A 15,749-nucleotide genomic window follows, 5' to 3' on the forward strand; every position below is an offset into this window, starting at 1 on the left:
GGTTCCCTAATTATTGTTATAAATCAATTACTGAGATTAGGCCCAAAGACTAGCTATGGGTTAAATGTCATTAGTCATAAACTACCGACAAAATATCATCGGTATAAATCCTCTAAGAAGTCTTGCTGCCAAGCTTGTAAATCGTACTGCCAAAGACCTTGCAATAACGTCTGATAACGAGACTTGCGCTCTTTTAGTGGCATCGTTAGAGCAGTTTTTAGACCTTCTATAATGCTCTTTGGATTGTGCGGGTCGATGATGACAGCTGCCTGCATTTGCTCGGCCGCTCCTGCATAATTAGAGAGTAGCAGCACCCCAGGATTATCTGGATTTTGTGCGGCAATATATTCTTTGGCGACTAGGTTCATACCGTCTTTGAGCGAATTTACCCAGCCAATATCACTGTACCAAAACGCTGCCATCAATTCTCCATGACTTAACACGTTTTCACTATAAGTAATCGCCTGCCAACTATTTGTAGAGTCAAAAGTAGCGAGATTACATGCCTTTACATCGTCAATTTTAAAAGCATCTGATTGCACCCCAATCGGTGAAAATTGTTGATTTACCTCATTGACAGTCTGTCTAACATCGTCATAAAGCTGCTGATAAACGGGCAGATCTAAGCGACTAGGACAAGCAATTTGTATCAATTTTAGCTGATTTTGATAGGCGGGATACTGCTGCAAAAACTGGCGATAGGCCGAAAAACGCTCTAACAATCCTTTGGAATAATCAATTCTATCTACCGCGATTATCTGTTGAACGGCTGATTTTATATCAGTCTTCTCTGGCATTTGTCTTTTATATTGCGAAGATAAATATGAAGATGAGTTGATGACTTGCTGTTGTATTTTGGCGACATCTATACCGATTGGATAAGCATCAATCATTATGCGATGCGGGGCATCTAAGTCTAGGTTGAGTACCAACTGCATACCAGCCGATCGATTGGACTTCGTAAGTTTTTGTGCTGTATGTGAAGATTTATTTGAAGGCTTTTTGAGCATATTATCAGTTTTTAATATGCTGCCAGTTTTTGACATACTACCGGTTAAGTGACGGGTGTTTAGATAGCTGTCCTTTAAATAATGGTTAAAAACCGCCAGACAATTGGCTTTATCTTGCTCAGTTTGTGTACCGAATACATCGTAATGAGCAAGGTGCTTAATCAATTCAGGACTTTGATCAAGCTTTTGCCAAAATGTGAGGGGAGCAAACGGGATGTGCAAAAACAAGCCGATACGGTTATTTAAGCCCAGCTGCCTACAATAATATGCCACACTTAAAAAGTGATAATCATGTACCCAAATGACATCATCAGGTTGAATGATCTTTTTTAATTGTTTGGCAAAAAGTTGGTTGACCGCTTGATAGCCTGCATAATCTTCTGGCGCTTGATTAATCAGATGGGCTTGCTCGTGCAACAGCAACCACAATACATTATTAGCAAATCCGCAATAAAAATGCTGATACTGTCTAGACGTTAGGGCAGTGGTCATATAAGTGATGTTCTTATTCGCCACTTGTACATCGGCATCGGTTGCAGCATCTTGTTCGTTACTGCGAAATTCATTGTCAGCGCCGTCGTCACAAGCGTCTACAATATCACCATTCCAGCCCATCCAAATGCCTGAGTTTCCTATTAGCATGTCATGAAGGGCGACAGCAAGTCCGCCTGCCATTGGGTTGTTATCAGGCATCTTAACCCGATTAGATAAGACGATTAAGCGGCTCATATAAGACATCTCGTTGTTTTTTTAGTAATAAAGTCATTAGGAGCGGTTGACTCAGATAAAAGAGTGGCCCTGTTTTGACAAAAAGCCAAAAAGCTACGAAGGAGAGCGGTCACCTCAGTAATGTCATGTATGTAGTAATGAGCACAAGTGGCTTCACTACCTACTTTAATGCCCATACCTTTTATTGGCTGACCAAGCTGGGTCATAGATGTATTGTCGCTTAGGGCATCCTCTTGTTGTATGGCGCTAAATCCTGTCTCATCAGTGATATCATCACCGATAAAGATAGGACAAAGATTATGATCGGTTTGTATTTTCTTTAATAAGGTCAAAATAGCTGCGCCTTTATCCGCCCCTTTTGGTACCGCCTCCCAAACATATTTGCCTTGTTTCAATGTCCAATTGCCATGATTTTTTACCGTTTTTGCCATAATGGCATACGCTGTGTCAGCTAAGTCAGGATTTTGGCGATAGTGCAGAGCGACGGAATAAGGCTTATCTTCTATGGTAAAGTCTTTATAAGGTTTGCAGGATTGGGTAATGGCCAATTTGATAGCGCTAAGTTCAGTGTTATCAAATTGCAAAGTATCTGAATTGTCGTAGTTTGTACTTTGAGCTTCATTACGATCAAATTCTATTTCGAGACCATGAGTGGCTGCAATCGGTACTTGTATAGGAGATAGCATTTGCTTTGCTTCAGCCAAGCTACGTCCCGTCACAACACCTATCTCAACACCGCAGCTTTGTATGTCTTTTATGAGGGACAAGGTTGTATCAGGAATGCTGCTGTCTTTTGGATCCAGCGTAAAATCAGCAAGCGTGCCATCGATATCTAAAAACAAGCAATAATCCTGCTGAATAGTCAGATAATCAGCAAAATCTCTTGGTTCGATATACACCGGTGGTATATTTAAACGAGGGTTTTTTGCTAAAGTCACACTTTTCCCCTTTTAGTTGATAAGTCATCATATTAGATCGTTGTAATTTGACTTTACTTAATTTTGTTACGAGATAGGCTTTTATCTCTAAAAGTGAATATATCTTTAAGTATGTGTTTATAAAATAATAATTGATGAAGTCTGGTGATAAGTCTGCCACAAACCGACTCACACTGCGACACAGCGAATGTGTCATTTAGTATGAATTTTTTTAGTGTAAAACTTTTAATGTATCAAACAATGTGGTTGATGATAAGATAATAGACTTCATCTTTAAGCTCATTCATCCAGATTCAATTGCGAAAAATATTTATGACTTCCTCACTTCATCGCCTGTACTCTTTTCGTCGCTGTCCTTATGCCATGCGTGCTAGGCTTGGTATCTTATTTGCTGAGTTGCAAGTGGAGCTGCGAGAGATAATATTAAAAAATAAACCGCCACAGATGCTAGCGATTAGCCCGAAGGGAACCGTGCCTGTTTTACAGCTTATAGATGGTGAAGTCATTGAAGAGAGTCGAGAGATCATGATATGGGCGCTTAAGCAAAACGATCCGCAAGGGCTACTTGATGCAGAAGTTATTCACCAAGCAAATGCCTTGATTGACGAAAATGACAATGAATTTAAACATTGGCTGGATCGTTATAAATATGCTGATCGTCACCCTGAGATGACCCAAGAGGCATATCGACAACGGGGTGAGGCGTTTTTACAAGTTTTAGAGAAGCAGTTAGCCAAAAACCATTATTTAATGGGAGAGAGTATAAGCATTGCCGATATAGGTATCATGCCTTTTGTCCGTCAATTCGCTCATGTGGATCGCGAGGTTTTTTATAGTCTGCCTTATCCGAACTTACAGCGCTGGCTACAGCATTGGTTGGTGCACCCAGTATTTACACAAGCGATGACGAAGTATCAGCCTTGGCAAGAAGGGGATGATGTAGTGGTCTTTCCATGACCAGTAATACTCCTTTATAAAGGCAAGATAAAGGCAAGCGCTAGCGTTATGAAGGAACATTTATACAAAACTATTGATATAATGCTCATTGTTATGAAATAAAGAAATCAAATTATGGAACAAAGACAAGACGCTGTAGAACACAAACCCGTATTTATGCCTAGAGTCAACAGTGACAATCTGGTAAAAACGGATATGGTTAGGTTTGAGCGGCATGTGGGGTTTGCCAGTCGGCAAAAGAAAAAATCCATCAACGATATGCATCAAGTCATTCGTAAGAAATATGGATTCAACCACGTCTTAGAGCTATCTAGTAAGTCTGGCAATAAGCTCAGTTTTTTGCTCAGTCCACTTAGCTTAAAGCTCACTGACGAGCATAATGGCGCACAGCACAGTGTTGAAAACATCTTTCAGGCGAGCAAGGTGTTTGAACATGGCGGTCCCTATAGTGACTTGCTGACAGTGCCACCAAGACAGGCCAAAAAAGACGAGCGCTTGCAATCCTCTGGTGAGCTCATTGGTTACAATGATTTTGGTATGGAGTGGCATTTAGAGCCATTAACCGCGTTTTATGATTGGCTGTATGTCAATGCGTTAAAGCAAAACACTCAGTTACACGAAGAAGTCATGCAATATCAAGCCTTTACAGATATTGAATTTAATCCCAAGAAGTCTATCCATTGTCCAGCTTATTCGCTAGCAATGTTTGTGGCGCTTAATAAACGCGATTTGCTTAATAATGTTGAAGACCCAGGAACGTTTTATGACTTACATACTGAGTTTAAATTGAGTAATACAGCCCATCTATTAGAGGGGGGGTTTTGAATAGTTTGCCTAGAGATTGGCTTCGTTTGTCCGTCCCACGTCTTTCAATTTGTATAGTTTTTTTGCACTTTTAGCAACCTTAAAAAGCTGTTTTGACACAACTTCGATTTGTACGATTATGCATCTATTTCTAGATTGCCCTCTCCTTTAAAATGGGTACTGAATTTCCTATATAATGTGAGCCATCTCGCTGACGATAATCCATTCAATTTAGTCTTTTTCTTAGCAAAAAAAGGCTTTTTACTAGGTGAAAATGGTACTTTATGTTTAATACTTCCTCGACTCGTTTAAATAAATACATCAGCGAAAGCGGTATTTGCTCCAGGCGAGACGCTGACCGCTTTATTGAACAAGGCAATGTCTACGTCAATGGTAAGCGTGCTCAAGTAGGCGATCAGGTGGTTGCTGGCGATACGGTAAAAGTCAATGGACAGCTCATTGAGCCGCGAGAGGCAGATGATTTTGTTTTTATTGTATTGAATAAGCCAGTGGGCATTGTGAGCACTACTGAAAGCTCCGAGAAAAATAACATTGTCGATTTTGTTAGACACGGGGTGCGTATTTTTCCGATTGGTCGTTTGGATAAAGATTCCCAAGGTTTAATCTTTTTGACCAACAATGGCGACCTAGTGAACAAGGTCTTACGTGCTGGTAATAATCATGAAAAAGAGTATTTGGTGACGGTTAATAAACCGATAACGGATAGTTTTATTGAGGGTTTAGCAAGCGGTGTGCCTATTTTGGGCACGATGACCAAAAAATGCCCAGTGACTAAGGTGGCTCCCACCGTATTTAACATCACGCTAGTACAGGGGTTAAACCGTCAAATTCGCCGGATGTGTGAGCATTTTGGTTATGAAGTCGTGAAGCTTGAGCGTACGCGGATTATGAATGTGACTCTTAAGGGTCTTCCAGTTGGAGATTGGCGAGATTTAACCCCAAAAGAGTTGTCTGTTTTACTTAACTCTATAGAAGATTCTTCTTCGCAAGACAAAAATGCGGCTAAGAAATCTCGTAATACACCAAAAAAAAATGCTCGTACTAATAGCTCGTCAAAATCAAAAGCGTCTTCTAAATCAGCAGGCGCGGCAAAGGGGAGTAGTAAACATCCTAAAGATGGTGCTAGGAAACCAGCAGGTTCTAAAGGTGGGCGTCCTTCTGGTCATAATAAGAAGACTGGTGGCAATGGCAAACCTGCTACAAACGGTAAGCGTCCTGCAAAAGGCCGAGGCTCTAAGCGGTCTTCAAAACGATAGCTCAATGTGTAATGGTCAGATAATGACTTTTGATGAAGTAGAGCGTACAGGTGAGTTTAGCGACCAAGGTAAGTAGTGATATAATACCCCGATAATTAATATTTTATAAAGGCTTTACATTATGGCTCGTACCGCTAGCGCATTGCATATTTTAGTAAAAGATAAAGAGCTGGCGGAGGATATTATCGCTAAGCTTAAAAAAGGTGCCCATTTTGATGTGCTGGCTAAGAAACACTCAACCTGCCCGTCAGCTAAAAAGGGCGGTAACTTAGGTGAGTTTAAAAAAGGTCAAATGGTGCCAGCATTTGATAAAGTCTGCTTCAACGGCGAACTATTTACTCCGCATTTAGTAAAAACTAAATTTGGTTGGCATGTCGTTAAAGTGCTTTATAGGACGTAAGCGTTAGGCTTTTTTCTTTCGTAATACAGATAATAGGTCATACCTAAAAAGCCAGATAACTTGAGCTGTCTGGCTTTTCTTATGGTTAATACTTATCTACCTGCCAAAAACTATGCTCACATATACAGGTACTTCAATCGGACAAGGATAGTTATAGAATATTGGAAAACTTTAGTAAATAATAAGCTTGATCAGCGGTATCTATATTTTATACCGTTCAAATTATTTTAAAACAGCTGGGTTGACCATCTGACTTGCTTATTTTCCAATACATAAACTTAAAATTATTAGGAGTTGAGGATGAAATATCCGATAGCAATCCAAAAAGGCGATAACAATACTGCGTATGGTATTATTATCCCAGATATAGCAGGCTGCTATTCCGCTAGTGATGAGTATGAAAATATTTTGAAAAATGCTAAAGAAGCTATTGTGCTTCATATAAGTGGCATGATAGAAGATGGCGAACCAATTCCTATGCCTACTGATAGTAATAATTATAAAGATGACCCGGGTTTTGAAGGTATGTCTTGGGCAACGGTCGATGTTCAAATAGATGAGCTTTACTGATAAAGTTGAATAATAACCAATGAGTGCAATAGATGAGAATTGAACTCATACTAGTTGATACAGTCATATTGCTATAAGCCATTGCTAAATTGAATAGATCAGTACTCATAATGTAAATAGCATTTAGATAAATTGCTTATTTAAATGCCATTTATGCCAGACAAGTTGTGAAAGAGCATTTATACAAGAGTATTGATATAAGGTACATCGCTATGGAACATGGAATGAGCAGACGCTATTAGAACTAAAAGTAAAAATAGATGTCATAAGCTACGCTGAAGTCCATTTGAGGATGGTCTGTTAACCTTACCAATTATGATAAGTATTAGGTATTTTGACAAAACAGAACTGTTAAAAGATTGATGGACGTGATTTTTCGAATTTATGTTGCTGAATGCTTTGACTATAAGCATGAATAGATATGGATAAAGAGACTAAGCCTTGACTATACTGAGACATCAATGTATCGATCTTTTACCTACCCCGGCGTGGAAGCATAGCTGGTCTAAGTGGCCTTACTGTTCTTCCCTTACGTATCCAAACCGTCGGATTTTCAATATAGTGTGGATTAGGACTTTTAGGCGCAAGTATAGTGTGGCGTGGTACAGGAATAGGAACAAAAGATCGCCCAAATTGACGTGCAAGTCTTCTATATTCTTCAATACTTTCTATTGGTGTATTTATATTTTCTAAAGGACCGCCACTAGTACTTGTGCCACCAAATCGGTAAATATATTCTGTTTCCACTACACTTCTCATCCTTGGTTCAACAAACTCTAGAGCGTAGAACTCATATATATTTCTACTCGGATTCGCGATACCGTATCTACTCCTACCTTTTACATTGTGGTCTTTAATACGGCTAAGAACTGTTTTCGCTGCCCAGTATTCAGGATTCTTTCCAGGCCCTGATACTCCAATATATAATTTATGATTAATCGTATTGTACCGTAGATAGACTAAGGTTCTACCTTGTACAGAAGTGGATTCAATAGCTTGGGCGAAGTTGGTAATATTATAACCAGTTCGAGTAATATTGCTTCCAATGTCTATTGCATTACATTTAGGGGTATCATTATGATTTTTTGTACCTGATTCTACCTCAAATAATGGTTCATATTTCTCATAAAAATAATTATCGTTTATCCAAACTTTATATGTTCCATACATTTGTGACGGGTGAGGAGGTTTGTTTATATTTCGTGTTCTGGATCTAAAATTTAAAGGATCACTTTTTTGTCGTTTTTCCAAATCTCGTTGTGCAATTTGTAAATATTCTTCACTCGCTTCGTTGGTTTGTTCACTGCGATTTTCTGGAGAGTTTTGAAACTCAGGTCTTGAGTCTGTACCATTGGGATCACTAAACATTAGCGGTTTATTAATTGCATAGCTATATAAATTAGTCCCATCAACCATTCCTTCTGGATCACGCTGCACAAATCGACCAACCTTAGGGTTATACTGCCGCGCCCGATAGTCATAAGTTTCAAGCTCAACATCAAACCTTCGTGCCGTGTAACGCCAAGGGTTATAAATGTCATTAACCGGTAATTCAATTAACTCGCCAAAGGCCGTATAGCGATAACCTCCAAATGAATCACCGTTAGCATCAGTTAGCAGACGAATCGACCCTACTAAGTCCGCATGATACCAATGCTCAGCACCTTCAGCTGCAATATGTAGAGGGCTATCTATACCATCATCATAAACATATTGTGCAAAGAGGTTGCCATCTCGATACTCAGTAATAACGTCATCTCCATCAGAAACTAACTGGGTAACATGACCACCGAGTTGCTCAAGAATACGCCGCCCAAGCGCATCGTGCCAGAAGACAGCAATTTCATTGATACATTCTTTATCTGCACATACTTGCACTAGTCTGTTGAGCGAATCGTAAGTAGAGAAACGCTGTTGGTCATCCTTAAGGTTGCCGTTGTCATCATAGGTGTAGCTTGTGTTACCGCGAGACGGGTATTGATCCAATTGATTGGAATTATAATTGATGATATTGCCATCAGACGTTCTTTCAATATCACGATTACCGACTAGATCATAATCATAGGTTTTCGGTACTTGAGGCAGCTCTAACGCACCTATCAAAGTTGTGATAGTGGATTGGCGATTGGGTAGCGGGTTTGCTAGTTCCGTATTTGATATTCCAAAATTAGAGAAGTCAAAGGATTCAGCGGTATCTGGCTTAAATTCATGCGCGAGTCGGTAAATTGAATCATAAGCAAAGCGTTCCGTACGGGGGCCAGCTGTCAGCACATCATTTCGTATACGTACATTATTAGCGGCATCGTAAAGGTATTGGATTATTAAATGCGTTGCATTCGGTCCACTGTGAGCTATCTCAATCAAGCGCCCACCACCATCATGTCGATAGCTTGTGCTGGCACCGTTAGCAAAAATGCATTGATCAGGTTGTAGACCCGCGTAAATCATTTGAGCGATTGGACGACTATCAATCGATGCTGAGTCGCCAGGATAATTAATCCCATTTGCGATGTTTTGTGTGTTTGTCCTTCTGTTTAAGTCATCCCGATCTATGTGTAGACTGCGCCCACTAGGGTAAGTCAAATCTGTAAGAGCACCGACATCATTGAACTTTCTAGTGGTGGTGAAAGGAGTTTTAAGCGGGGCCTCATTTACAATATATGTAATAGTCTCTTGCAATTGCCAGCTCAGTGAATTATATCGGAAAGAACAAATAGCAAAATCATTCTCGGCTATTATTAGGCGATCAAGACCATCATACTTATAGCGTTCAAAAGTTGCTCCAGCAACTACGAGATCAGTAGATAAATTAATTGTATTTACATCTATGCGTATCGTACGGTTTAACGCATCAAGTGTAAAAAAGCGCTGTAAGCCATTATTGTCCTGCGTACGAATGACATTACTATTTTTATCGTAGTCAGTCAGCATCTTACTGTCATTCGGGTAAATGATGGCCCGACGGCGATCGAGCGCATCATACTCATATCTGGTTTTACGACCTAGTGCATCAATTACTGATATCAAGTTATTGTTAAGATCATATTCTTGTTTCGTCATCACTGGTATTGCTGCTGGTGTGACTGGTCCTATGCCAGTATCGGTTAGAAAATTAGTGGATTTAATCAGCCGGTTATAAACGTCAAAAGTTGATTTCGTCTGATTTCCTAGTGGATCAATCAGTCGTACCATATTGTCACGGCTATCGTAAAATAGGCGAGTGGTATTTCCTAGACTGTCTGTTTGATTTGTCATACGATCAAGTTCATTGAATGTTGAACTGCTTGCAAAAAATCGTTTACTAATTTCTGTGTCGTCTTCTGCAAGCACACTGCCAATCTGATCTGTGCGAATGACATTATTATGCTCATCATATTGAGTGAGAGTTTGATTGCCTAGTGAGTCGGTAACAAGAGTAGGGCGATCGAGGTTATCATATGCAAAATGCACTTCACGCCCAAGCGGATCAACAGTTTTTACAACTCTGCTATTAGCGTCATATACTGTTTCAGTTTCGACTAAACCATCTGGATTGGGTGAATCTAACATTATGGTATCAAGCTGACTTAATAAAAATGGGCCTAATGGTTCTTCAAAGCGATCTACGCCATTACGAATGGCACGATTAAGCTCATCGTATTCGGTCTCACTACGAGATAATAAAAAGTAACCGTTGAAACGCTTTTCGAAGAATCTTACGCAGGTAACATTACTGGCTTTGTCGTAGTCAGTTCGTGTGATGTGACCCAAAGCATCTACTGTGGCGATAGCACGGCCAAATACATCAAATTCGAATGTCGTTGGGTTACCAAGAGCATCAAATGAACGATGCACTCGTCCATCGCCGTCATATTCTATCCGTGTTGTGGCTGCATCTTCCGACCCTGCTCCAGTCGTTTGAGAGGCTGGTAATTGTCGTTCGTTATAACAAGTACGGACTTGATTGCCCTTAGGTGAAATGGTCAGGATTCGTTGACCAGCACTGTCATAAACATGTTTGGTGGCTAGATGTGTGTCTAAATCAATACCTCCTGTTGTGGTCTTAACTAAGTTAAACTCTTCATCATAGCAAAAGGTGACAACGCTTGACCCACCTAGCTCTGCTTGCCCAAATTCATCTTTTAAATCTATATCTAATCTTTCTAGCTTACCGGTTCTATCATAAAACTTTTGGGCTCTGAAATTAAATGGGGCTGTGGATATTGTTTCGATAACTTGGTCGAGCTCGTTATATGAAGTGTGAGTCACAAATCGTCCGTCAGATGCAGCTACTGATTTTGGCGCATGAACAGCAGTTATACGACCAAGCTCATCTACCTCATTACGCACCGTAATCTCAAAACCGCCGACATCGACAACAATCTGCCGCAAATGTCCAAAAGACAGATCGTCTTGATCTTCAAAAAAGCTCCATTGTGTAACAACGCCGACTGGATTTATTGAGCGTAGTAATCGGCCTTTTGAATCATAATCGGTAAATAGTTCAACAACGATTGGTTGTGGTTGACCATTGTGCAAGTGCGGCTGAGGGTATTCAACTTTTGAAAGAAGTTTGGTGAGGCCAGTGTAGGAATACTTAGTGAGCGTATCGTCATACGATTGAAATTCGTTTGCATCAGGGTCAGCACTTTCGGTATATCGGGGGTCAGAAATAGTGAGTAGCTGACCAAATTCATCCTCATAAGTCATTTTGACAATGATATCTTGGCTTCGATCTATAGTTGCAGGGAAGTGACCATTAAGGATGTCAGGGAAGTTACCCCATATACCTTGCGGTAGAGTAAAACTATTAAAATTTGCATAGCCGCCACGGCGAGTTTTGGCAAGTATACGACTAAAAGCTTGCCGCTCTTTCCATGTTAATTGCTCTGTTGGAATATCTCCATTTTCCATCAACGGATGATGACGGGTAAAATAATCCCGTCCGAACATATGCTGGGTCAAAACACCTTCAGGACTCAGTGATGAAACGACATTGCCATCTCGATCATAACGGTACTGTTCGATTAGTTTTCGCAGTAGCCCATTCTCAATGACACACTGTTCTCGCTGCAATAAGTTTCCAAACTTATTATATATGTGACATATAGATTGGCCATTTCTTTCAATCAGGGTGGTTTTATTCGTTGGTCGCTGTTCTGCTGGATAATCAGCATCAAAAACTTGATCGATGATTTCATATGTAAATTGATATTGACCGCCGCCTTGACGTTGCCGAGTGACACGGTTGTAATTCTGTAGCTCAGGAGAACTACCGTATTCTGTTTCAAGATATATCTGGCCGGCTGCATCAATTATTCGAGTTAAGTTATGTTGCAAATCTCCAGTTTGGAATGTAGAACTATATTCATAGCAAACTGTTGGGCCGCACTTGTAGCGGTCTGTTAAAGGTGAAGTAACTGCAATTAAGTCGCCGATAGAGTCGTAAGTATAATGCCATTGTCGATTGGTATAATCGCTGATATAGCAAATACGGTTTTGCGTGTCGTAAGCAAATTGAACATATCTTCCCGAATGGTTTATTTCAATATCTTTTAATTGGTCGGTAGCCGGATCATAACTGAGCGTTAAATGATTTCCAAAACGGTCTTCTATTTTTGCCAACCGGTGTAAAAAACTGTGTTTTGGATCAACTTCAAATATTTGCCGCACACCATTTGGCTGACGAAGCACATAGGAGCCATTTTCTGCGAAGAAAACGCCATGGCTTCCATCCGGTGGCATCCAGTAATCAAATTCATTATTCATTGTCTCGCCGAAACGGGGATGTTTTATATACGCTTCTTCACGAAAATCACCTGTAGATAGGAAGATAGAGGATGAGCCTTCCCTTAGCCAAACGTGAAAGTTATGTGTCCAGTTATAACCAAGTGGCCCATTAAATATGGTCTGATTTCGATAGCGGCGGCTAAAAACAAAATCAATACCTGCGCCATTGATACGTATGTCATCTACATTGTGAATGAACTGACCTTTATACATCATGACTGGATCAGCACCGACATCGGCCAAGTTATCCTTATGTTGGTCTGCGCGAACAGGCTGTTTCTTTTCTGTGATTGGAATCAGCTTTTCTAATATTTCAATTTCCAATGCAGGATTGCTCGACTGACTCATCTCACCTGCAATGAAGTTCGCGACATCAACAGGGTCTCTTCCTTCTTTCTGAGCCGCAGCAAGCTCTTCTGCTAAGGCTGGAAAACACTCTAATATTGCATCGATATAGCGAGCTTGATAGTCTTCATTTTCATCTTCATTATTAGTTTGGTCATTAAGATTTTCTAATTTAGAACAGTTAGATGTATTCATAATCTACTGCTCCTTGCTGTTTGGCCTGCCGCTTTTATCATCTGGTATAGATATACCCAAAAGTAAGCGTCTCGCGTTTGATGCTTCTTCTACACCTAGGCCTGTTTTTCGAGAGAATCGCGCCAAGTCGATGGATAAAGCCTGATCAACTGTTAGACTAGCTCCTAAAGTCTTTATTACTCTTTCCGGTAGTCCCTTAATCTTAGATATAGGGGTTTTGAGATATTCCCTTGGCAAAATGTCTTTAATCTGATTTTTAAAATAGTCACTTTCTAAAAACCCTACTTTGTCGTCTGATGAATGGCGGCTTATACTATTGTGACTTCTCGTTAGTGCGGACTGTACTTTTGAGAGAAATTCTTTTGCAAGTGGTGCTCTATTTTGACGAATTGCACTTTTAGTCATTAATGCTTTGTTAATTCTGATCGTTGGTTCATCGACTATGAGTTCAATAATATCAGGATCTTCTTCCCGTGCAGGTGGAGGAGTAAGAGGTGGTGGGATAATCTCTATACATTTTCCTGATTTGAAACAAGTACAAAGTTTACGACTAGTAATAAATAGGCTTCCTATATCTGCATGAGACTCTGCGTGACTGGTTTTTGGAAGCTCTGATCTCATAAATACTCGGAAAATAGCATCTTGAAAAATTGCTTGATCCCCAGCAGCTCCACCACCCACAGAACTACTACCTCTACCACTACAAAGTTTTGCAGACACTACAAGTGTTCCCGCTATAACACTATAATTCAAAGCTGTAACATTTTCGCTATGACCAGAAATTAAGGCAACTCCTGGATGCCCTTCTTGCCACCCAGAATCAATATCCTCACCTTCTTTTATTTTTCGTTCTTGCCTTTGATCGACAATAAAATCCTCTGGTAAAGGCCTTATAAAACTAAGATCTTCACATTTACCATCACCTGCGCCATTCCCTAAAGCGTCTGATCCACTTCCGCCGGGCACTCGCATAGTAGGAACGTGAAAATCAAAATGAGTTTCGTAATACTCCTCTGGAGGTTCGACAATTACTGCGTTTTCTGGATAATGTCCGGTTTCAAGTGCGGCTTCTATACAAAGCCCTTTAATTCCTTTCGGCCTAGAAACAATTAAAAAGTATTCCTGCATTCCTTCTATCGCTCGAAGACCTTGAACAAAGGTCCGATAATCTGTTGGTTGCAGTACATGAGGACGCGCTAGACTGAGAAACGAGGCTCTGTTGGTGCCGGCATGATAGCCCGTTAATAGGTTGTACATTTGACTGAGTTGTGTTGTTGCGCCTTGTGTTTCTCGTCGCTCACGCGATGCATCTGTTTGCACACTCCATTGGTCCTGATCCGTTTCTGTATTGGTTTGCTTAGTTGAAACAGACGCATTTACACCAATAGGAAATTCTGGAATTGGTATAACGGCCTTCACTCCAGCCTTAAAGCTAACACTGTTTTCAGTGCTTTCAGTATGAGTAAGCGCTTTGTTTGTCGATAATGCGGATCTTGATCCTGTAAGAACTTCACCAGCTTCAGTTGCGGCTTGATAAAGATCACGGCGCTTAGGTTCAAAGTCAATGATGTGAGGGAAATTCTCTAAATCAGTTGCTTCTTCTTTTCCTAATACAAAATAGGCGAATTCGAGAAGTGAGGATTTACCTTCAAATGTAGTAATGACTACTTTTTGAATACCTTCTGCTTCAATGATTAGTTTATGAACTTGATTAGGTTGCAACTCTGATGATTTCGTACCAACCAAACCATCTGCAGAAAACGCTTCCATCTTTACAACTGTACTTTCTAAATAAATGATTTTAGCTTCTACAGCAGCTATTCCTGATGTATCCGGAATTTCTATAACCATCTCTTTTTTTAGGTCAAGTTCAGCATCTGTGTTGTTAGCCAAAGTTATAAGATTAACGAGGTCATTAGATGGTTGACCAGAGTTAAAGCTTACCCCGCTTTCTTCGTATGGGTCTTCTAGCTTGGTTCCCACTTTCAATGGGGGAGCATCGATTGGTGCGCCTTGTTCTCGTAGTTTAGAAAAATCTATTCTATTACGCTCTAATAGAGCTTTGTTAGCACTTGGGAAGACCGCAACGTTAAGCATAACTCCATAACAAGCAAAGTAGTCTTGTGCTATTCGATCTATAACACTTCTAAAACCTTCCTCCGGAAAATCAGGAAATTGAACTCCAGTTGGACCGACAATATGGTTTAATAAACCTATTTCTTTTTTGGTTGGCTGATAGCCTGTTATAGAAGTAGTAACCTTAATATAGGTGATTTGATCTCCACATAACTCCTCAGGTAACTCTTCGGGCTTGGGTTCATAAACTGATATGGCCATTGAAGATCGCCAAGGAAATGGAAATCGTTTGTTGCAGAATTTTTCATCCATCATATCCGGACTAACTGCAATTTGTCTCCAAGGAATACTCTTAGGTAAATTAAAATATTGTCCTGACATATATTTCTCCTTTAAAGTTTTGCCAACTGCCAAAACTTCTTACGTTTATCAAATAGGGTGGTACGGAAGCCTAAATGATGTATAAACTAGAGAGTACTCAATATTTAATGATAATAATTTTCATTATCAATTTTATTATATACAGGGTATTGAATGTAATGAAATGTCTATTTTGTATCCATCGCTTAGAGTTATTAGCGAAGATTAAAAACTAATTTAATTGAGAGCGTAATGTACTTGTTATACAACAGCATGTTCTATGAGAGTTCGTGATACGTCCCGAAAAAATTCTTGATCG

Annotated in this window: 9 protein-coding genes; 5 read left to right on the plus strand and 4 right to left on the minus strand. The window is 40.0% G+C overall.

Annotated features, from left to right (window positions below):
* Window positions 1-95: 95 nt before the first annotated feature.
* Both BTV98_RS04885 and otsB read right to left on the minus strand, forming a co-directional pair.
* Window positions 96-1,739 (minus strand): trehalose-6-phosphate synthase, encoded by a 1,644-nt coding sequence (locus BTV98_RS04885; protein ID WP_058369160.1) that lies wholly within the window; start codon window positions 1,737-1,739, stop codon window positions 96-98.
* Window positions 1,736-2,677, minus strand: coding sequence for a trehalose-phosphatase (otsB, locus tag BTV98_RS04890; RefSeq protein WP_075103057.1), 942 nt, complete (start codon window positions 2,675-2,677; stop codon window positions 1,736-1,738). The genes BTV98_RS04885 and otsB overlap by 4 nt, the downstream gene beginning before the upstream one ends.
* 312 nt (window positions 2,678-2,989) lie before the next feature.
* Between otsB and BTV98_RS04895 the strand changes: the two genes are divergently transcribed.
* The 5 genes from BTV98_RS04895 to BTV98_RS04915 all read left to right on the plus strand — a co-directional run bounded on the left by BTV98_RS04895 (window position 2,990) and on the right by BTV98_RS04915 (window position 6,685).
* A complete protein-coding gene (locus tag BTV98_RS04895; RefSeq protein ID WP_082638040.1) occupies window positions 2,990-3,634 on the plus strand; it encodes a glutathione S-transferase in 645 nt (214 codons plus the stop codon).
* A 114-nt stretch (window positions 3,635-3,748) separates the two neighbouring features.
* Window positions 3,749-4,459 (plus strand): hypothetical protein, encoded by a 711-nt coding sequence (locus BTV98_RS04900; protein ID WP_075103058.1) that lies wholly within the window; start codon window positions 3,749-3,751, stop codon window positions 4,457-4,459.
* A gap of 263 nt (window positions 4,460-4,722) precedes the next feature.
* Window positions 4,723-5,715: a 23S rRNA pseudouridine(2604) synthase RluF gene (gene rluF, locus BTV98_RS04905; RefSeq protein WP_058369163.1), complete on the plus strand. Its 993-nt coding sequence runs from the start codon at window positions 4,723-4,725 to the stop codon at window positions 5,713-5,715.
* A 121-nt stretch (window positions 5,716-5,836) separates the two neighbouring features.
* Window positions 5,837-6,115, plus strand: a complete 279-nt coding sequence (ppiC, locus tag BTV98_RS04910) for a peptidylprolyl isomerase PpiC (RefSeq protein ID WP_058369164.1) — start codon at window positions 5,837-5,839, stop codon at window positions 6,113-6,115.
* A 300-nt stretch (window positions 6,116-6,415) separates the two neighbouring features.
* Window positions 6,416-6,685 carry a type II toxin-antitoxin system HicB family antitoxin gene (locus BTV98_RS04915; RefSeq protein WP_058369165.1) on the plus strand — a complete coding sequence of 90 codons (270 nt, stop codon included), beginning with the start codon at window positions 6,416-6,418 and terminating at the stop codon, window positions 6,683-6,685.
* 474 nt (window positions 6,686-7,159) lie between these two features.
* Here BTV98_RS04915 and BTV98_RS04920 read toward each other — a convergent pair whose 3' ends face one another.
* Together BTV98_RS04920 and BTV98_RS04925 are read right to left on the minus strand one after the other, a co-directional pair.
* Entirely contained in the window at window positions 7,160-12,994 is a 5,835-nt protein-coding gene (locus tag BTV98_RS04920) for an RHS repeat-associated core domain-containing protein (RefSeq protein WP_075103059.1), read from the minus strand.
* Between the two features lie 3 nt (window positions 12,995-12,997).
* Window positions 12,998-15,451: a hypothetical protein gene (locus tag BTV98_RS04925; protein WP_058369167.1), complete on the minus strand. Its 2,454-nt coding sequence runs from the start codon at window positions 15,449-15,451 to the stop codon at window positions 12,998-13,000.
* Window positions 15,452-15,749: the final 298 nt, after the last annotated feature.

Source organism: Psychrobacter sp. Cmf 22.2, from assembly GCF_001921745.1.
Taxonomy (GTDB): Bacteria; Pseudomonadota; Gammaproteobacteria; order Pseudomonadales; family Moraxellaceae; genus Psychrobacter.